Source organism: Nitrospira sp. (assembly GCA_005116745.1).
In the GTDB taxonomy this organism is placed as follows: Bacteria; Nitrospirota; Nitrospiria; order Nitrospirales; family Nitrospiraceae; genus Nitrospira_D.
In genome coordinates this window covers 462,178-481,473 of record SWDS01000010.1, presented here as the reverse complement: position 1 = coordinate 481,473, position 19,296 = coordinate 462,178, and the positions used below count along the sequence as shown (strand labels likewise).

The 19,296-nt window shown below is 56.1% G+C and carries 14 protein-coding genes; 3 read left to right on the top strand and 11 right to left on the bottom strand.

From position 1 onward, the window contains the following. Window positions 1-214: 214 nt before the first annotated feature. A complete protein-coding gene (locus E8D52_17065; GenBank protein TKB66084.1) occupies window positions 215-1,480 on the top strand; it encodes a lactonase family protein in 1,266 nt (421 codons plus the stop codon). Between the two features lie 38 nt (window positions 1,481-1,518). Here E8D52_17065 and E8D52_17060 read toward each other — a convergent pair whose 3' ends face one another. From E8D52_17060 to E8D52_17010, 11 genes are all read right to left on the bottom strand, one after another. Continuing rightward, a complete protein-coding gene (locus E8D52_17060) occupies window positions 1,519-2,025 on the bottom strand; it encodes an EAL domain-containing protein (protein TKB66083.1) in 507 nt (168 codons plus the stop codon). Further along, the gene (locus tag E8D52_17055; GenBank protein TKB66082.1) at window positions 1,964-4,231 is read right to left on the bottom strand and encodes an EAL domain-containing protein; all 2,268 of its coding nucleotides are present in this window, start codon (window positions 4,229-4,231) and stop codon (window positions 1,964-1,966) included. Before E8D52_17055 ends, E8D52_17060 begins: the two co-directional genes overlap by 62 nt. After that, window positions 4,228-8,418 carry a response regulator gene (locus E8D52_17050; protein ID TKB66081.1) on the bottom strand — a complete coding sequence of 1,397 codons (4,191 nt, stop codon included), beginning with the start codon at window positions 8,416-8,418 and terminating at the stop codon, window positions 4,228-4,230. The genes E8D52_17055 and E8D52_17050 overlap by 4 nt, the downstream gene beginning before the upstream one ends. 12 nt (window positions 8,419-8,430) lie before the next feature. Then, window positions 8,431-9,180: a prepilin-type N-terminal cleavage/methylation domain-containing protein gene (locus tag E8D52_17045; protein TKB66080.1), complete on the bottom strand. Its 750-nt coding sequence runs from the start codon at window positions 9,178-9,180 to the stop codon at window positions 8,431-8,433. Next, window positions 9,181-9,924, bottom strand: coding sequence for a hypothetical protein (locus tag E8D52_17040; GenBank protein ID TKB66079.1), 744 nt, complete (start codon window positions 9,922-9,924; stop codon window positions 9,181-9,183). Window positions 9,925-9,926: 2 nt separating this feature from the next. Continuing rightward, window positions 9,927-10,592 carry a hypothetical protein gene (locus E8D52_17035; protein ID TKB66078.1) on the bottom strand — a complete coding sequence of 222 codons (666 nt, stop codon included), beginning with the start codon at window positions 10,590-10,592 and terminating at the stop codon, window positions 9,927-9,929. Beyond that, window positions 10,589-11,023 carry a hypothetical protein gene (locus tag E8D52_17030; GenBank protein ID TKB66077.1) on the bottom strand — a complete coding sequence of 145 codons (435 nt, stop codon included), beginning with the start codon at window positions 11,021-11,023 and terminating at the stop codon, window positions 10,589-10,591. Before E8D52_17030 ends, E8D52_17035 begins: the two co-directional genes overlap by 4 nt. 293 nt (window positions 11,024-11,316) lie before the next feature. Further along, complete coding sequence (locus tag E8D52_17025; protein ID TKB66076.1) at window positions 11,317-12,240, bottom strand: alpha/beta hydrolase; 924 nt, start codon at window positions 12,238-12,240, stop codon at window positions 11,317-11,319. Window positions 12,241-12,753: 513 nt separating this feature from the next. Further along, window positions 12,754-13,833: a hypothetical protein gene (locus tag E8D52_17020; GenBank protein ID TKB66075.1), complete on the bottom strand. Its 1,080-nt coding sequence runs from the start codon at window positions 13,831-13,833 to the stop codon at window positions 12,754-12,756. Continuing rightward, complete coding sequence (locus E8D52_17015; GenBank protein TKB66074.1) at window positions 13,817-14,119, bottom strand: antibiotic biosynthesis monooxygenase; 303 nt, start codon at window positions 14,117-14,119, stop codon at window positions 13,817-13,819. The genes E8D52_17020 and E8D52_17015 overlap by 17 nt, the downstream gene beginning before the upstream one ends. 37 nt (window positions 14,120-14,156) lie before the next feature. Further along, window positions 14,157-14,615, bottom strand: a complete 459-nt coding sequence (locus E8D52_17010) for a rhodanese-like domain-containing protein (GenBank protein TKB66379.1) — start codon at window positions 14,613-14,615, stop codon at window positions 14,157-14,159. 893 nt (window positions 14,616-15,508) lie between these two features. On the opposite strand from E8D52_17010, the gene E8D52_17005 reads away from it, so the two are divergent. Continuing rightward, entirely contained in the window at window positions 15,509-17,257 is a 1,749-nt protein-coding gene (locus E8D52_17005) for a DUF4347 domain-containing protein (GenBank protein TKB66073.1), read from the top strand. Next, window positions 17,254-19,284: a cadherin repeat domain-containing protein gene (locus E8D52_17000; GenBank protein TKB66072.1), complete on the top strand. Its 2,031-nt coding sequence runs from the start codon at window positions 17,254-17,256 to the stop codon at window positions 19,282-19,284. Before E8D52_17005 ends, E8D52_17000 begins: the two co-directional genes overlap by 4 nt. Window positions 19,285-19,296: the final 12 nt, after the last annotated feature.

The window sequence follows — 19,296 nt, the reverse complement described above, 5'->3', positions numbered from 1 at the left end:
AATAGTAGCCCGTGGCGCATGTACTGCGCCGCTGGCTATTTGCCCACAAAGACGCTGAACTTGAAAGCGGCAGCCATTGCCGCCGACATCCAACCAGCGCTCCACATCTCTTACTCTCACCTCACTACGACTCCGTGTTAATCGCACGTGACAATCGTACAACACCCCAAACTGCTTCGTTGTCAGCGCTTCGTGAGGGTGATATAAAACAACTATGATCCGCCGAGACACGCACAACTTTGTGATCCTGAAGAAGGCACTACTGGGAGGGCTCTTTTCATTGGTCGTGCTCTCATCAGGCTGTGGCGACGACGGAGGAGAGGGTGGGGGATTTGGAGGAACCGGGGGAACATTAGGAGGGCTTGGAACGACATCCATCCTCTATGTCGCAAATAGCGGCTCTGATAATGTGTCGGGGTACAGTATCAATGCCACAAGCGGAATCCTCGCCCCGATTCCGGGCTCTCCGTTCTCGAATGTCTCAGGCCCTTCCGCCATGGCCGTGTCCTCCGATGGGTTTTTCGCCTATGTGACGAACGGTAGAACAAGTACGGTCACGGCATTCAGAGTGTCTACAGAAGGCGCACTCCTATCAGTCCCAACGACGCCATCCAATCCCAATCCGGTGTCGGTCGAAGCAGCTCCAGGTGCACTGGCCATCGCTCCAAATACCAAGCATGTGTATGTAGGGAATAGTGGCACGGACAAGGTGACCGCGTTCAACATAGAGGCCTCCGGCGCCTTGACCTTGATACCGCAAGCGGCCAGCACCACGAATCCTGTATCAGTCAACGGAGCAGATCCCGCAGCCATTGCGATCACTCAAAACGGGCAATTTCTCTATGTCGCCAACAGCGGATCCAACGATGTCATGGCCTTCTCGATCGGAGCCACCGGACTTCTCAGTCCGATCGCTCCGTCTGGAGCAAATGCCAACCCTATCAAGACCAGTGTGACAGCCCCAAAAGGCATGGCCATCTCGCCGAACGGATCGTTTCTCTATGTGGCCAACAGCGGCTCTCATAACGTGACGGTTTTTCAGATCGGAACAAACGGCCTCTTAACGTTAGTGCCGCCTGCAGGGGGCACGACAAATCCAATCCTCACGGGCACCGGCGCTACGGCTCCCAACTCCCTCATGGTCTCCCTTGATGGACGATTTCTTTATGCCGCCAATGGTGGCGGCACCATATCGGCATTCACGATCGGAAGCGACGGACTCTTGGGGCTCGTGTCAACCTCGGCGGGCAACCTCAATCCCATTTCAGCCGGGGCAAATGCAACTCCCGTAGCCCTGACGATGTCACCAGATGGGCGATTCCTGTACGTGGCAACCAACGTGACAACCCTGGGGGGGCGTGTGTCGGCTTTTACCATCACCCCCGAAACAGGGACGCTTGTCCCATTGACAGTGCTGGTAGGTAATCCTTTTCTGGCGGGAACCACACCCTCTGCGATTGCGACGCCTGGCCGACCATAGGTTAGCTGTCGAAACCTCTCCGTTAGCAACACCATGCTTCAGCTGGCCAGGCGATTTCGGAAACGCTCGGCTGCCATTGATGCGTCTTCGGATCGGCGATCCCGCAGGAGATGCTGCAGCTGATTCGCGGGGACCGGTTTGCTAAACAGGTAGCCCTGGTACGCGGCACAGCCTTGCATGCGAAGAAATGCCAGCTCGTCGCGAGTCTCCACTCCTTCGGCCACGACGTGAAGCTTGAGTGCGCGACCCATGCCGATGATCGCTCGTATGATGGGGGAATCAACTGTGCCGAGCTTGAGATCTTTAACGAACGCCCGATCGATCTTGAGCGTGTCGAGGGGAAACCGCTGAAGATACGCGAGCGATGAGTATCCCGTGCCAAAATCATCGATGGCCAAGCGGAACCCAGACTCCTTCAATTCCCTGAGCGTGGCAATGGTGGTCGAGGCATCGGTCATCAACACGCTCTCCGTGAGTTCCAGTTCAACTTGTGATTCCCCGTAGCTTGCTACGGGGATCCGTTTCTCTGGTACCCTCTGGCGCATGGCGGATCAGAGGGACAATGAGGTTCGCAAGGGGGCGCACTGTGCATGGCAAATCCACTACCATATTGTGTTTCCGGTGAAATACCGCAAGGCGCTGCTGGATGAGGAAGTGACCGCGATTATTGAGGACACGGCGGCAGAGATTGCAGAACGATTTCCGATCGAGATGGAAGCGATTGGGACGGACAAGAATCACATCCATCTCCTCTGCAGTGCCCATCCGAAAATGGCGCCGGGGCGGATTGTACAGATATTTAAGAGCATCACGGCCCGGGAAATCTTTCGCCGAAAGCCTGCCGTCAAACGAGTGCTGTGGGGTGGAGAATTTTGGACCGATGGGTACTATGTGGCCACGGTAGGAGAGCGAGCGAACTGGCAGACAGTCGAGCGGTATGTACAGCGGCAAGGACAATCCCGCGATGATCTCCGGCAGCTCCACATGTTTTAGTTCTGTGATACCCCGCAGCTTGCTGCGGGGAGCTTCATTATCCTGTGGATTCCCGCCCTGCTCATAGACGAGTGCCTTGATGTGACTAGCGATATGGCGTTGTCGGAAATGAAGCCCAGAAAGATTGATGGACACGGCGGTCGGAGCCAATCCTCCTTTGTGCCACATCCTCTGTTGCCGCACCACGCTCGTGATCACCCATTCACTCATCTGGATGATCAGATCCTCTTCTTCGGCCACCGGAATGAACTCAGCCGGAGAGATCAACCCACGAGTGGGATGTTGCCATCGGATGAGCGCTTCAAAGCCGACGACCTTCTCCGAGAGAATATCGACCTGTGGTTGATAGTGGAGGACGAATTGATTTGCGGTAGTGGCGGCGCGTAAATCCTGTTCCAGGCTGATCCGGGCAGCCAGTGAGGTGTTCATCGCAGAGGAGTAGTATCGGTAACTGTTCTGGCCCGTGGTTGTGGCGGCTTGAAGGGCTGTGACGGCATTGCGCAGGAGCACATCAGCATCCGCACCGTCGGCTCCAGGTATCGCGAGTCCAATATGTGCCGAAAGCGTCACGCTCGTACCGTCGATCACAAACGGAGTACCGAGAGCGCTCATCAATGTGTGAGCCACTTTGGCAGAGTCCTCAGGCGCAGACAGATGGGTGTACAGCATCGCAAATTGATCATCGCTCAGACGCGCCAGGACAGGAGTCTCAGCACCGGTGGACGGTACAGGTATGACGCCAGCCGAAAGGGTATGCTGGAGGCGCTCCACGACGTCCTTGACGAGCTGTTCTGCTTTTCGCGAGCCATGCATGTCACGCAGGCGATGATACCGGTCGAGGCCTACGACGAGGAGTGCGCCGATGACATGGCTGCCTGCGCCACAGGTCATCGCTTGTGCCACGCGATGGAGGAATAAGCTTCGATTGGGAAGATGAGTCACGCTGTCATAGTTGGCGAGAAAATAGATCTTCGCTTCCGTCGCTCGCATATCGGTGACATCTTGGACCGTGCCCACCATACACTCCGCCTGCCCGGCATCGTCCATGATAGTCTCTCCGAGGACGTGGACGATGCGTTCGGCACCATCGTTCTGGACGAGGCGATGGTCTAGATCAAATTCTGTTCCATCGGCGACCGCCGCTCGCATGGCCTCGGCAACCCATGCGCGATCCGCTTCGTGCACACGCGCAAGATACGAAGCCTGGGAGTGATCACACAAGGTTGGCGCGATTCCGAGGATCCGGCACGCCGCATCCGAGACGTGCATGCGGTCTTTGACGAGATCCCATTCCCATCCGCCTAATTGAGCGATTCTCTGGGCTTGAGCAAGCCGGGATTCGCTGCTGCGAAGCGCGTTGAGCATCTCACTTGCCCGAAGCATGTACCGTACTCGCTGACTCAGGATGAGCCCAGGACAAGGCTTCACGATAAAGTCGGTCGCGCCGACTTCGTATGCCTGCGCGATCGAATCGATGTCATCCAGCCCCGTCATGATGAGAATAGGCACAAATTCCCCGCGCGGCAACTGCCGGAGTTGCTGACAGGCAACAAACCCATCCATGCCCGGCATTTGCAAGTCGAGGATGATGATGTCCGGCATCGTGACCGCGGCACAGTCGATGGCAGCTTGCCCCGACGAGGCTTCTTCCACTCGGAGATCCTCTTGTTCCAAGCTCATCCGTGATAATGCACGCAACGTTGGATCATCGTCGACGATCAGTGCGAGGGGAAAAGGTGGTTGGGTAGGGGACGTCATGCGGCTCTCCTCTTGTTGAGTTCAGCTCCAAAAATCTGGCAGGCGTGGTCAAATGCCGCATCCAGTTGATTCAACAGTGGTTCAGCCTCGTTCAGCTGCCCCTGGCGACTGAGAGTCTCGAACTGCTGGCAGAGTGTTGCGAGAGAGAGGGCTCCGAGGACCGCGCTTCTGCTTTTCAAGCTATGCGCAGCCTGGTTGACAGCCGTGGCATCTCCAACATCCATGCCCTGATGCAGCATATCGACAAGTTGTTGTGAGTCCGCCAAATATAGCGACAGGATCTTGGCGAGCGGATCTGCTTTGCCCGGTCGCTGGAGGCTTGAAATCGACTCCCACGCCTTCACATCGACAATCAAGGACGCCTCAAACTCTGGTTCCGGCGTCGCCGCGACCAACGTCACGGTCGGCTGTGAAGCAGGCTGATTGATCGTTGATGGTGTCGGAGCCGGTTGCAGCCAGGAGGTCAACACTGCCCGCAGCCGTTCCATGGAGAAGGGCTTTGCGATGTAGTCGCTCATGCCGGCGGCTAAGCACTGTTCACGGTCACCCGGTGTCGCATAGGCCGTGAGCGCAATGATCGGAATGGCAGGCCGAGATCCAGCCATTTCCCATTCACGGATCACCTTGGTGGCTTCAAAACCATCTATCTCCGGCATTTGGCAATCCATGAGAATGAGGTCATAGGCGGCTCTCTTCGCCTGGTCCACCGCTTCTTGGCCGTTCTGAGCCACCGTGACGGTGCAACCCAGGGTCTGGAGCATGAGCACGGCGATCTCTTGATTGACTGGGTTGTCTTCGGCCAATAACACCTGTCCACACAACTCCGAGGCCGAAGTCGGCGCGATCTGTGTCTGCGAGACCATCACCGATGTGTTGGTCAACCCATTGACGAGCCCATCACGCAGGGTCTGGTAACGAAGTGGCTTGGTGAGACAGTGCATCCCACCGAATGCGGGGTCTTGTTCGATCTCCGCCCGCTGCGTGAACGATACCAAGCGGAGGATGCCGGCTTCGCTCAGTGAGGAATCGGAGGTCAGTGCCTGCAATAGTTCCTGGCCGGTCATGTCTGCACAGGATTCATCAACGAGGGCCAATACCTTACCACCATCCGTGGCGAGCTCGTTCATGACGAACTCAAGAAATTCTGAGCCTGAGCTGGCCATGTTGACCGAAAGGCCCCAGTGCCTGAGATAGCGGGTCAGAATCCGACGGGTCACAGGGTGATTGATAGCCGCGCATACCCGCACACCTGCCAGTACGGAATCAGCCGGGTTCTCGACCACCGTTCCAGCTTGGAGCGGAAACGGGAGGACGACCCAGAACGTGCTGCCTTGCCCGATGACACTCTCGACTCCGATCGTCCCACCCATCAGTTCACTCAGTTGTTTACAGATGCTCAAGCCAAGACCAGTCCCTCCATGGACTCTGGTCGAGGACCCATCCACTTGGGAAAAAGACTGAAAGAGTTTCGCCTGGCCTTCGGCGCTGATGCCGGATCCTGTGTCCGTGACGGCCAGTCTGATCATATGTGGAGTCCCCTCACTGGAAAGGGATGGATCGAGTGCCACGGTCACACTCACGTCGCCGGCTTGGGTGAATTTGATGGCATTGCCTAATAGATTGGTGAGGATTTGTCGGACTCGGATCGGGTCGCCCATCACCGCGGTTGGGAGAGTTGGATCGTACTCCACCGACAGGGTGAGGTGTTTGCGCTGTGCGCGCTCGGCCAACTGCTCAACGGTTCGTTCGACGAGATCTCTGAGATCGATCGGCACCGACTGGATATCCAGTTTGCCGGCTTCGATCTTTGAAAAGTCGAGAATGTCGTTGATCAGTGTTAAGAGCGTGTCGCTGGAGTTGTGAATCGTGTCCACATAATGGCGTTGCGTGTCGGAGAGGGGAGTGCGGGCGAGAATTTCGGTCATGCCAATGACACCGTTCATCGGCGTCCTGATTTCGTGGCTCATATTCGCCAGAAACTCCGCCTTGGCCTTCGTCGCATCTTCCGCCGCGATCTTGGCGAGGGCGAGGGCTTCCTCAGACTCACGGCGCCGCGCGGCTTCCAGCACAAGCGTCATAAAGTTCGCCAAGGCCTGGGTGAATTGCTGTTCATCCGGCGCCCAGTCTCGAGACGAGCCGACATGTTCGATGGTGATGACGCCTGTCAGCTTGCCCTGGGTCTGAAACGGTGCGTCGATTCGAGCACCGATTTGCTGAGGGGCGAGACTCCCTGTGACCAGTTCCCGTAAATTCGGATCTTGTTGCGCCTGTGATGCAGCGAGCAGGTGTCCGCAGCCCAGTGTTTCAAAATAGATTGGAGACTGTGCGCGGGTCAGTTTTCCGCCGAAGGCATGCGTATTGGCCGGTCGATCGTAACTATCAAGACAATACAGGGCTTGTGTCTGCTCTTCAAAAATCCACACACTGACACGATCGACGACAAGCGCCTGCGCCGCGACGGTGGTCAGCTGTTTGGCCGTAAACGGGAGCGCCCCCTCAAACACCGTGCGGTCCTGCACTAGGGCCAGTGTGGCGCTCTGTTGATGGCGAAGCCGCTCTTCCTTTGTTTCCAATAACTGATTGGCGGATTGGAGAATCGTCGCACGCTCCTCTGCCTGCTGCTTGTCGTCGACGGCCCCAATCAATTCGATCTGCGCCTGTATCTGCGCTTTCATGGCTTGGTTCTTGGCCAAGGCCACGGCCACCTGATCGGCCAGGCGACGGGCATGGGCCAGATTGTCGGCCGGTGGTTTGTGTCTCTGGCGATAGGCCAGCACCAACGCGCCGCTGACGATCTCGTTCACGATGATTGGAAACGTGACAAAGAGGGAGAGGTCCGGCTTCTGCATCGGCGTCAGGTATGGCGGCAGGGTAGAGGCCGTAGCAATAAAGTGGGTGGGGTGGGCCTTCATCGCGGCGAGATGGTCGTCGGAAAACTGGCACGGATAGGCCTGCGACTCATGATCTGATGGACCGTCAATGACACGCACCCATAGGACGGCGGAGCCTCCCTCTTCAGGATCGACCAAGGTCATCCCCACGGCGTCGCACGTGATCGTGTCAGTAATGCGTGACTGGACGATCTTGATCATGGCCGTTGGTTCATGGCTCGAAAGAATCGCTTGGCTGATCGCCGAAATGGTCTCCAACATGTGAAACTGCTGACTGAGCTTTCCAGTCATACTATTGAACGAGCTTGCGAGGTCGTGGAATTCATCGTCGCTCTTCACGGTGACGCGAGTCGTGAAATCGCCACCCGCGAGACGGGCCGTGCCTTCTTGCAAGACCGCCACCGGGTACAAACTACGGCGGATCTGTACGAAGCTGAGCAGAACAACAGCGCTCAACGCGGACGCGATGACGAGCAGGAACGTGTGGCGAAATTGCTCAACCGGAGCCAGCGCCGATTCTCTGGGTTGACTCAGCACAATGACCCATGGTTCGACAAGAAACGTATGTCGAAGCGGCATCGACCAAGCCCCTGCGACATACTCCTGCCTGCCGAAACGCCACAAAGCCCCTTCGCCCATCGGGGCGACAACGTCCCGCCGTCTGAAATCAGGAAGAGTGACGTGCTGCAAAAAGGTTGTGTAGAGCACTTGTCGGGCGCCGTCCTCGATCACAAGATCCGTATCCCCAGGCAGGGCCTCTTTGACCTGTGTGCTCCACAGTGATGTCTCATCGATCTGAGCGGAGAGAAGTCCTGCGTCCCATCGGCGTGGGTTCACGATGCGAGTAAGGGTGAGCTGAGGAAGGTGGTCCGGCACAGGATGAATCTCCAGCAAGGCTTTCCCTTCCTGAAGATGTGCGATCTGTGCCTGGGTGAGCCCACGGCGGCCAGAACCCCCAGCTGCTAAAAGATGAATCTCGTGAAAGCGCCGACCCAACTCTTTCACCGAGGCCGTGATGGCCGTGTCTGTAAGAACGATTCCATCCTTCGGCAATTCGGAAGCGATCCGATCCAGATCGGCCGTCAAGGTCAGGAGATGGCTATACAGCACCATCCCTTGTGATTTGCTCTCCTGTTTCAGTCTGGCCGAAGCTTGAACGATCAGCTGTTCCGTGACTTGCCGGTACGAAACCCATCCGAGTATGGAGGTCGGCACCAGCGCACAGAGCACGAACAGACCAAGAATCCGGCGCCCGATGCGGCTGTGAAGGAGTGAAAGCGAAAACGGAGTTTGCATGGTCTCAACGAGTTAGAAGTTCCTGGCCAAGCCGTAATACCCACCATCACTTGCCCGGATGACATCATCATGACTCTTCTGTGCCGTCAGGGGCTTCACAGAATCTTTGTCCGTTCCCATGCTGTAAAGATCAAAGTCTGAACTAATCGGGTGGAGGTGACGGTCCTTCCTCGCTCCACCCTGTCCACAATTCTGCCCGCCGCCGCCATTGCCACCGCCCCCCCCTCCATTTCCACCTCCGCCACCGTTGCCACCACCAGCAGCAAAATGGAGAAGATCTTGATGATCCCCGTTATCAACGGCGAGAGAACGATGCCAATCGTTATGCGTGAAGGGGGAGTCAGCGGCAGGGATCACTCGTGGATTTCCCTTCTTACGCAATTTCAGTTTGGCAAGGCTGCCGATGTCATAAACAGGATCGCAGTTGACTCGCCAGTACTGATACGGCGTTCCCCATGGGTCCAACATCGTGCTCCGTCCGATGTCCGCCAGTGAATCTGGATATTGTTCCGCACCAAGCGCATATCCTTTGATTTCTTTCGTGAGGCCGTGGAGTTCCGCAACGGTCTTGGCCATGCGGGCCTTTTCGATGAAGTCCACGTAATTCGGAACGGCAAGGGAAGCCAATACCCCAACGATCGAGACCGCGAGCATGAGTTCAATGAGGGTGAAGCCTTCAGTCTGTGTGAGCGCAGACTGTGGCGCCGCACAAAATGGGTGCTTTCGAATGACACGCACGGTCCCGTTTCCCATCCTGACCATCTACCCGCTGTAGGTTTTAAATGTATCGAGGGAGGTCTTGAGCCCGGCCAGGTTCTGCTCCATCTGCTTGGCCAAAGCCGTCAAGGCTGGATCATTCTTGATGACGGCCACTTCTTTGAACCGCGCGGTGTCGAGTGCCAGCATGACCTGCGCATGTTTCAGCATATTAATTTTCGTTTGCAGCTGGGCGGTCATCTGATTCACGAGATCGGCTTCCGGGACAAGATAGTCACCTTCTCGAAACGTGGCCCGAATACATAAGTTCCCATCACCGATTTGGGGAAACACTCGCGCGAGACGATAGAGCGGGCCGGCGACACGTTGCATGAGCAGCAAGGAATGAATGCAATGGATCAGGACCACGACACTCGCGCCAAGCGCCCAGGGCCAGAATCTGGCGTGCAGGTTGAGCAAGTCGTCGGCCACCACGGCGCGCTTCTGCCAGGAGAGGGCTGGATTGTCGAGTGATTGCAGGAGTGGTTTGAAGACCGGGATGGCCAATACCACGAACACGATCAGCGAATACACAATGACGTGGCTGAGGACACGCGCTTGGAGCGGATGGACGAAGCTCATCAATCGGCGTTTGTGCGTGCGATCGCCGCTCGACTTCGCTCGCGCATCTTGCAATGGCACTGACACCAGTGCCGGACGTGGGCCGGAGGATTCCTTGGAGACGTTGGTGTCGGTTGGAGTGTCGGCCTGGTGGTCGGATGGGCTTGTCGCTCGAAGTGGTTCTCCCATGATTATGCGGCCTTCATTGCAGTGGAAGATTGACTGGTGCTCGATTCGGCACGTTCAGAGCACTGTTGTGCGAGTGGTTGCTGTGTCTGTAGCTCACATTCAGCCAGACAGGTCTTGAACCGTCCCATCTCCTCATCGAGCATCTGAAGGGCAGGGGTGATCTGGTCGGAAGTCTGCTCATGAATCCGCCGCGCGACGGCTTCGTAGGCTTCTACCACAAGTGCCGACTGCAGGTTGACGGCCTGTATCCTGCTTTCGAAATGGTCCAGCATGCTGTTCAAGGCCTGTGCTTCTCGATGCAAATAGTCATGCTTCCGCAAGCGTGCCCGCTGATGCAGTTGACCGGTTCCGATCGACCGAAAGAGTGCCGTAAACCGATAGAGCGGGCCGGCAATGCGATGCATGAAGTACAGGGAATGGAGGAGCAACACGAGAAATGTGATGATCAACCAGGGCCAAATTCTCCCATTCAACTCGAGAAACTGCGTCGCAATGTCCGCGCGTTGTTCCCAGGAAATAGTCGAATCATAGAGCGGCTGAGCCATCGGCAGGAACACTACGGCATAGAGCGTGAGCAGGAGACAGGCGAAGTAGAGGAGGGTGGTGATCACAAACCAGTATTGAACCGGATGAACAAAGAGCTGTCGGCGCTGAAACACTCCCTTCATGATTGCATCGCTTTTCTGGTCCAGACGAGATGCAACTGGTTCTTGAAGGTGATGGTCTGCTCGTTCGTGTGGTAATAGAACGACAAGGTTTGCTCGTCGCGTCGCGAGTCGCCGTAGATTACCGTGTACAACGTACGAGGGCCTTCAGGAAACACCTCGAGGCGACGAAGGGCCTGCGCATCCACGTGTTCTGCTCCGACGCTGAAGGCCACGCCGGTCTTGGTAAACACGATCATTCCGTCCTCGTATCCTTTCGCCGATGTGACCCATGCGCCGATCAGTTCGTTTGGGCAAGAGACGGCTTCGTCTCGTGCCACCACGGCATAGATCAGGCCGGCCAGCATCACGCAGGCGACCACAAGGAGGACCCTGGTGCGTCGATCGGATTCTGTGTCGACAGGCGAAGCCATGGCTGTCGTCGCTTCTCTCATGGGAACCTCATCTCGTCGGACTGTGAATGACGTAGAAGGAATTCATTGCATACTAACGCAGTTGTCTTATTGGTCAACAACTTGGCTACTTTCAGCGGGATAAGACAGCGGTGAGACGTGACGCAGACTGTGGAGGTTTTCACTCGGCCCATAACAAGGCGGGAATTGGGCGCATGAAGAACGGTGAAATCATGAGGAGGCACGCAGTCGAATGGGGCTTGCGCGTTGACGCACATCAAAGGGAGAAAGTGTCTGGCGGTTCGATGAGGAAGGTCAGCTATGGCGTCTATGAATCAGGTTCGCTCGTGATGCTGCAACCACATCAACATGTCGCGCGTGACCTGCTCCGGCTTGTCTTCATGCACGAAATGTCCGGCGTCGGTGACCGTCACCACCGTCAGGTCGTCGACGAACTCATTCAACCCATCAAGATTCTCGCTGACGAGTGCGTGATCTTGCACTCCCCAGATCACCAGTGTAGGGACGGGGACAGGAGGATATCCCAACCTTCGCTGCCGCAATGCCCCGCCGCCGCGTAGGGCGGCGCGATAGTAATTCAGCATGGCTGTGAGTGCTCCTGGCTCGCACGCTTGCCGTCGATACCGTTGAATGAGATCATCCGGCATCTGCTTCGTCATGCGCCGAAAGATCTCACCAATCACATAGCCATGACCGGTAGACATTGCCGCTTCCGGTAGCCAGGGCATTTGAAACAATCCCATGTACCAGGAACGATGCAATTGCCGCCAATGTCGTACTTCCCGTTCAAAGCAGGCGGGGTGAGGCGCGTTCACAATGATTAAGGCTTCCACGCGCCCGGCGTGCCGCATCCCATAGTACCAGGCGATGATTCCACCCCAATCATGCCCGACCAGGATGGCGCGTTGAACCTGCGCGGCATCGAGAAGTCCGGTAACATCATCCATCAAGGATTCAATTCGGTAGGCGTCTATGCTCGTCGGTCGCGTCGTGCCACCATATCCTCGGAGATCGGGGGCCCAGACCCGATACCCTGCCTGCGCCAGCGGGTCAATTTGATGTTGCCATGAGATCGCGGATTCTGGAAACCCATGCAGGCAGAGCACCAGCTTCTCGCCGGACCCGGCCATGGCCACGCGAAAGGACAGTCGGTTCGAGACAATCTGTTGAAAGGTCATGGCTTGCGCATCAGCGGTATTGAGATCCATCCACTGCAAGACCTGAAGCAAGGTTTGCACGAGGAGTCATGCCCGCCCAGAGGAGTTGCCGCCTCGCTTGTTTACGCACCACGGCAAAAACAGAGAAAATTCTTTTCAGCGTATCGACTTACAGCTAGACTCTGCAACATGACGAAATACACGATCTGGCAAGAGCAGGGTAAGTGGCGTGGTTGTCTGCAGAGCTCTCCTGAACAACAGGTTCAAGCAGAGTCGTTCGAGGAGCTGCAGCTCAAGCTTGGCCATCTCTCCCGTGAACGAACCAGCGACAAGCCTGCTCCTCTCCGGAAAATCGCCTGAGAGATTGTCTGCTGTGACGCAAGGCCGAGCCGGTGGCTTGAGACCAACGGCTTAGGCATTCGTTTGACTCATACAGCCAGAATTGTGCTTCAGACATCACGCTAGATTCATGCTTCTCTTCCCCTTGAACCTTTTCCCCAAACATCAGCGCACATGTTTTTAGATCCAGGGAGTCGCCTGACGCCTCATCGCTTTTTTATTGAGTCTTCTTGCGAACGATAGCCACAAGCGGCCTTACGATATGACCCGATGCCGTACAGCATACCGCCCGGAGAATGTCTCACCGGGAACGAGCCGCTTCAGCCCCCAGTCCGGATGATTGAACGCATCACTCGCGCAGGTCATCGGTTCGATGGCAAGCGCGGCTCGTGGCGCGTCGGCAATGGCATCTCCGGTATACACGACCACTGCGAAAAACGCGGGATCCATTATCATGTCGATGACACGGCCGCTTGCGGGATGACGCAAGGATGCCGTGGCCATTCCCTGTGCGTCACGTTCGAGCTGTACATAACAATGGTTGAAGCGCTGATGGCCAATCCCGCGAAATCGCCGGTAGTCCCACGGCGTGCCGGTCACGCTCAGGATCTTGCCTGTTGGAACAAGCCACTCATTGAATTCCACAGAGGCGGCTCCTGGGATCTGCGCCTCAGCCTCGTCGATCACAGACGTTCCAACGGTGAAGTAGGGATGAAATCCGACTCCGACCGGCGCAGCCTGTTGCCCTTCATTTCTCACGGTGAATGTGCAGGTGAGCCCAGAGGCACCGAGGTCATACATCACTCTTACGGCAAGTGAAAAAGGATAGCCTCGTCCAGCATATGTCTCGGCATCGAGACGAATTTCAAACGTCACCTTGTTTGCGTGAACATCCTGCACCTGCCACGGCAGACTCCGAACAAATCCATGAATGGCATTGGGGCCCTCCTTGTCATTGCAGTCAAGTTGGAATACTTGCCCGTCGAATGAATATTGGCCATTCCCAATGCGACCGGGAAAGGGGATGAGCACGTCGCCCTGTCCGCCTCGCTTCCCACTCCCACCAGAATAGCCCCAGACAATATCGATCTCCTGCCCGTCTGCATCAATAAAGAAGTATCGTCGTAACGACGCGCCCCAGGGAGATACGACAGCTCGCTGATTGTGGTACGAGAGAGTGAGTTCTGTGTCTGGCGTCACGAGTGTCATCGTCTGGGTTCTCCGTGCGGGTTCGGTTGTGCCAACGTCGACTTGGAGGGGAATCTCAGGATATCCCATCCTGGGGTTCATCCTGACAGAGATCGACCAAGACAGCCAACTATCGCACGACACCATACCGACAGATCTGAGGTTCAGAGGCTAGAAGACCGGTCAACTGTTGCAGCGTGGCCAACAGATGAGGCGTCAGGAAATGCGCCTGTTCTGCTACCGGGCTGGCCCATCGTTCGACAAACACAAAGTCAGTCGGATCGGCATGGTTCTGCAAAAGCTCGTAGCTGAGACAGCCAGGTTCCCGGCGAGTCGCATCAACTAAGACAGTCAGGATCTCTCGCACCTGTCCCACATGGTCGGTCTTGGCCTTGGCACGGGCAATCACACGGAGAGAGCGGTCGACGCTCATGGGATTCTCCACAGTTGGAATCTGAATACCTAAACGATTACTTCACGAAAGGATTGCCGGATTGCTTCCAGTCGTCGAGGTTCATGATGACCGCAGAGGTCTGCGTGAATCCAAGTTCTCCAAGGGTTTGAGCAGCAAGGGTTGCACGCCTCCCAGCTTGGCACTGGAGCACGATCGGGCGTTCCGCGTCGGCTTTCTCTGCAGATCCGACGTGTTTCCAGATTTCGGTTTGGATCACGCCCCGTGGAATGTTGATTGCCCCCGGGACGTGCCCGGCTGCATATTCGTACGGCTCTCGTACATCGACGATCAAGGCTGGTCCAGGATTCTCGACGATCTTTCGATACTCTTCCATACCGATGGTTCTGACAGGCTTCTGTACCGCGGCACCGTTTTGTTTGGCTGCCGGTGGGAGGCTCTGAGCGAGAGCGGGAGAAGATAGGGACAGGGATGCGCCGATGAGGGCAGAGACGAGACAGAGAGCTAACCCATTCATGGTCTTCATACAAGAATCTCCTTCTGATGACGGTACCGTACTTGGGTTTGGGAAGAGCGCAGGAAATTCAGTGTACCCTGACTCCCGGTGTTCCTCAAGGGCTACATTGTTGACCCCTCAAGAGCGGACCCTGCCAGCTGTGTTTCCATGGTCACGATTGGAGTGCCGGCTTGGAGATTACCGAGGAGGGCGAAGATGGGCGTCGTATTGGGGCAATTCTCCGTATGGACGGCTCTTAGGCCATTATTTCCTCGTCGAGCAAAACATGATTCGTATCATGAGTTTAAATAGCAGAGTGAATGTATTGAGTGACACTTCTATTCATCGAGCCAACGCAACTGGCGCCGAACTAATTCCCCTTGATATCAAGATGGAACCTGTCTGATCCTGCCTCACTTCGATCTCCAATTGCCAAGATACGTTCCGTGGTGTTCGTATGAATGGTGAACTGGGTGATCAAGCTGGGTGGGCCAGGGCACAGTTGGTCGAGTACAAGTTTGGTTGAGGATTTGGAGAGTGCCTTGAGCCTGCACTGTACCAACAGTGGTCACGGTCATTCCTCATGCACCGAGTTTGACATTGAAAGACTCGGCATATGCATCAGGCCGCGAGGCGAGAAAGCGGAGTTCAAATTTGAGCTGATCGAACTAACGCTTCAGAGTGAAATGCATACCGCTGTATGAAATGAAGTGATACATGCTTAATAAGCAATGTCTTACCGACCACATACAATGTGAAAGATTAGAGTGTAATCAAGGGGGTATACACGCGTAGCTGATTATTTGTCATGGTTGGGATCGGTTCCTCCCTGTCGCTTGTGGATCACCCTCACTCGTACCGAGATTTACTGATATGTGATGTGGGTCTTTATCTGGATGGACTGAGGCATACCTATGTTCGGTTTCGGTAGAAAAAAGAAAGCACCTCACTCAAGCGGCCAGAAGGACCGACCGGCCCAGACATCATCGTCTGGTATCAAAGGGTCTCTCATTTCTCTCGAACAGCGGCTCATGTTCGACGCAGCTGCCTCAGCGACGGCTTCTGAGGTGGCATCTGAACAGGTCGCGCAAGAGCAGGCCGAGACGGCCGTTTCGTCAGATCATCATGCCGATGGCCCGTCTGCAGAGCAGGCTGAATCGCAGGGCGTACTTGACGCGATTGCGACCTATAATCCAGGTGAGTCAAGAAGTGAAGTGGTGTTTGTTGACCCCACCGTTCCGAACTACCAGGATCTCCTCAGCAGCATGAACTCGAACGTCGAAGTCATTATGCTCGACGGCGGACAGGATGGCATTGAGCAGATGGCGAACGCCTTGTCCCAACGTAACGGCATCGATGCCATTCATCTTATTTCACACGGAGGTGCCGGTGAACTCCAGCTCGGGACTGGGGTGCTCAATGCGGACTCGATGTCTACTCAATATGCGGATGATCTGGCGGTCATTCACCAATCACTTTCTGAGCAGGCCGATATCCTGGTCTATGGCTGTGAATTTGCGCAAGGGGAAGCAGGACAAGCTGCGGTGGACATGCTGGCTAACCTCACAGGAGCCGATGTGCAGGCGAGCAATGACCTCACCGGCAGCATCTCGCTCGGCGGAGATTGGGAGTTGGAAGTTAGTACGGGAACCATCGAGACGTCGTTGGCTGTCGATTACGATGCGCAAATGAATTGGGCTGAGGTCTTGGGAAATGAAACGGTTGCCGACACATTCTCGGACAAGTCCTATGGAAACAATGATGGAACCAGGTCATGGTCCTCAAACTGGACGGAAGTCGATGTAGGGAAGAGTGATGCCAATGGTGGACATATTCAGATCAATTCCGGTGAGTTGCGGATTCAGACCCAGGTAGCTGGGGCGTCCGTGAGCCGAGCTGTGGATCTGAGTAGTGCACGGAGTGCCACTCTCAGCTTTGACTACAATAATGATTTGGATAAGGGGGGCACTGTCGAAGTCCGCATCTCAACCGATGGCGGCGCCAACTATCGTACCCTGAGCGACGGCACTTTTTCTAAGACGAATCATACAGGCAGTGGCACGGCCAGTTTCGATATCTCGGAACACATGTCTGCCGATACCAAGATTCAGTTTGTGGTGACTGGAACGAGCGGGGGAGATCGCTTATTCATCGACAACGTTCACGTGGACTATAACGTTGCGGATGCGAATACGGCGCCGAGTGACCTAAGCCTGTCGGCGAGCACCGTGGCCGAGAATGCCACCACCGGCACCGTGGTGGGCACCGTCACGGGAAGCGATGTGGATGCGGGCGACACGAAGACCTATAGCCTGACTGATACGGCGGGGGGCCGGTTCGCAATCAACAGTGCCACCGGCCAGCTCACGGTGGCCAACGGCAGCTTGCTTAATTATGAGAGCGCCGCCAACCACACGGTGACGGTCCAGGTCACAGACAGCGGGGGACAGAGCTATACCGAGCAATTCACCATCAATCTCACCAATGTGAACGAGGGGCCAACGGACCTCGCCCTCTCCGCCAACACCGTCGCCGAGAGCGCAGTAACCGGGACCGTAGTCGGCGCAGTCACGGCACCGATGTCGATGCGGGGGACACGAAGAGCTATAGCCTCACCGATACCGCCGGCGGCCGCTTTGCCATCAATGCCAGCACCGGCGTGATCACGGTCGCGGACGGGTCCTCGTTGAATTACGAAGCGGCGGCGAGCCACAGCCTGACGGTCCAGGTCACCGACAGCGGCGGGCAGAGTTACACCGAGAGCTTTACCATCAATCTCACGAACGTGAATGAGGCGCCGATCATCACCAGCAATGACGGAGGAGCAGCGGCTGCTGTGAATGTAGCGGAAAATCAAAATACCGTGACTATAGTAGCTGCGATGGACGTTGATACTGGAACAACCCTGACGTACGGCATCGCCGGAGGACCGGATGCGGCGCGGTTTTCGATCGATAGCGCCACCGGCGCTCTTCGATTCTCCACTGCTCCGAACTTCGAGCTATCGTCGGATGTGGGGAGAGACAATGTCTATGATGTGACGGTTCAGGTGTCTGACAGCCACGGAGGGACGGCCACACAGTCAATTAGTGTGCGTGTCACGGATGTCAACGAAGCACCAAGGATTACCAGCAATCAAGGAGGCGATATCGCTTCCGTAACGATTCGAGAAAACAACGCGAGCGTCACACGAGTTCGTGCCATAGACCAGGATCAAGGTGCACGGGTCACGTACAGCGTTGTTGGAGGGGCGGATGCGGCTCAATTTACGATCAATCCGAACACTGGTGTATTACATTTAAACTCAACCCCAAACTTTGAACAGCCAACCGATACAGACCGCAACAATACGTATCAGGTCGTCGTACAGGCCAGCGACGGACGAGGAGGCATCGATTCACAAGCGATCACTGTTCGAGTGACAAATATCAATGAAGCGCCGACAGACCTGAGCCTGTCCGCGAGCACCATCGCCGAGAATGCCACGACCGGCACGGTGGTGGGCACCGTCACGGGAAGCGATGTGGATGCGGGCGACACGAAGACCTATAGCCTGACCGATACTGCCGGGGGCCGGTTTGCCATTAACAGTGCCACTGGTCGGCTCACCGTCGCCGACGGCAGCTTGCTTGATTATGAGAGCGCCGCCAACCACACGGTGACGGTCCAGGTCATGGACAGCGGGGGACAGAGCTATACCGAGCAATTCACCATCAATCTCACCAATGTGAACGAGGGGCCAACGGACCTCGCCCTCTCCGCCAACACCGTCGCCGAGAGCGCAGTAACCGGGACCGTAGTCGGCGCAGTCACGGGCACCGATCCCGATGCGAGTGACACAAAAACCTATAGCCTGACCGATACGGCGGGCGGCCGCTTTGCCATCGATGCGAGTACGGGTGTGATCACGGTGGCGGACGGGAGCCTCCTCAATTATGTAGCGGCCGCGAGCCACAACCTCACCGTGCAAGTGACGGACAGTGGCGGCCAGAGCTATACCGAGCAATTCACCATCAACCTCACGAATGTGAACGAAGGGCCGATCGCCACTACTGTGGCGGATGAGTTTTCGGAAGATATGGCACACAGACTGGCAACAGCCAATTTTGGAATTCGTGATAGCAATGTGTTTACAAATGCTTCTTTGCCAGGAATAAACTTATCGAATGAGTCTGAAGAGGATAGATTCCGTCTGCCGGATAACCCTCGGAACGTGATTGACATTAAGACGGAGGGCCCTCTGCCGATAGAAATTCTCACTCCTGACCATACAGACCCTTCGGTTGTTTCTGCCCCTGTGGAGAAAGCCCTTGCTGAGCATAAGGCAGAACGGCTGCCCAATCTTGGAGAAAAGCGTGAGCCAGATGCAATGGGATACCAGACGGATAGTCAGAACACCGCCACAGCCAAGGCAGAGCCTAAAGAGTTTCTTAAGCCCGACGACCCAATAGAAAACGTCGAAGAGTCTACGGCGCTCAAGCTATCGGCAACCATAGGACTGGCCGGCGTTGTCTTACAGAATGGATTAGGAAACAACACGAAGCTTAGTCGGTTGATTTCACGCCCTGCAGGTGCGTCAAAGGTCTCTCCCGAAACAACGACTCAGCAATCCCCCGTCGATGATCGCGCTTCCAATCAAGACAAATTGGAACATCCTCGATCTGCCGCAGCAGATGCCGACCAAACCTAATCCTAAAGCGAG

What these genes read in the sequence shown, in the direction of transcription:
- E8D52_17065 (TKB66084.1), top strand. Translation starts at nt 215, where the DNA reads ATGATCCGCCGAGACACGCACAACTTTGTGATCCTGAAGAAGGCACTA.
- E8D52_17060 (TKB66083.1), bottom strand. Translation starts at nt 2,025, where the DNA reads ATGCGCCAGAGGGTACCAGAGAAACGGATCCCCGTAGCAAGCTACGGG.
- E8D52_17055 (TKB66082.1), bottom strand. Translation starts at nt 4,231, where the DNA reads ATGACGTCCCCTACCCAACCACCTTTTCCCCTCGCACTGATCGTCGAC.
- E8D52_17050 (TKB66081.1), bottom strand. Translation starts at nt 8,418, where the DNA reads ATGCAAACTCCGTTTTCGCTTTCACTCCTTCACAGCCGCATCGGGCGC.
- E8D52_17045 (TKB66080.1), bottom strand. Translation starts at nt 9,180, where the DNA reads ATGGTCAGGATGGGAAACGGGACCGTGCGTGTCATTCGAAAGCACCCA.
- E8D52_17040 (TKB66079.1), bottom strand. Translation starts at nt 9,924, where the DNA reads ATGGGAGAACCACTTCGAGCGACAAGCCCATCCGACCACCAGGCCGAC.
- E8D52_17035 (TKB66078.1), bottom strand. Translation starts at nt 10,592, where the DNA reads ATGAAGGGAGTGTTTCAGCGCCGACAGCTCTTTGTTCATCCGGTTCAA.
- E8D52_17030 (TKB66077.1), bottom strand. Translation starts at nt 11,023, where the DNA reads ATGAGAGAAGCGACGACAGCCATGGCTTCGCCTGTCGACACAGAATCC.
- E8D52_17020 (TKB66075.1), bottom strand. Translation starts at nt 13,833, where the DNA reads ATGGTGTCGTGCGATAGTTGGCTGTCTTGGTCGATCTCTGTCAGGATG.
- E8D52_17015 (TKB66074.1), bottom strand. Translation starts at nt 14,119, where the DNA reads ATGAGCGTCGACCGCTCTCTCCGTGTGATTGCCCGTGCCAAGGCCAAG.
- E8D52_17010 (TKB66379.1), bottom strand. Translation starts at nt 14,615, where the DNA reads ATGAATGGGTTAGCTCTCTGTCTCGTCTCTGCCCTCATCGGCGCATCC.
- E8D52_17005 (TKB66073.1), top strand. Translation starts at nt 15,509, where the DNA reads ATGTTCGGTTTCGGTAGAAAAAAGAAAGCACCTCACTCAAGCGGCCAG.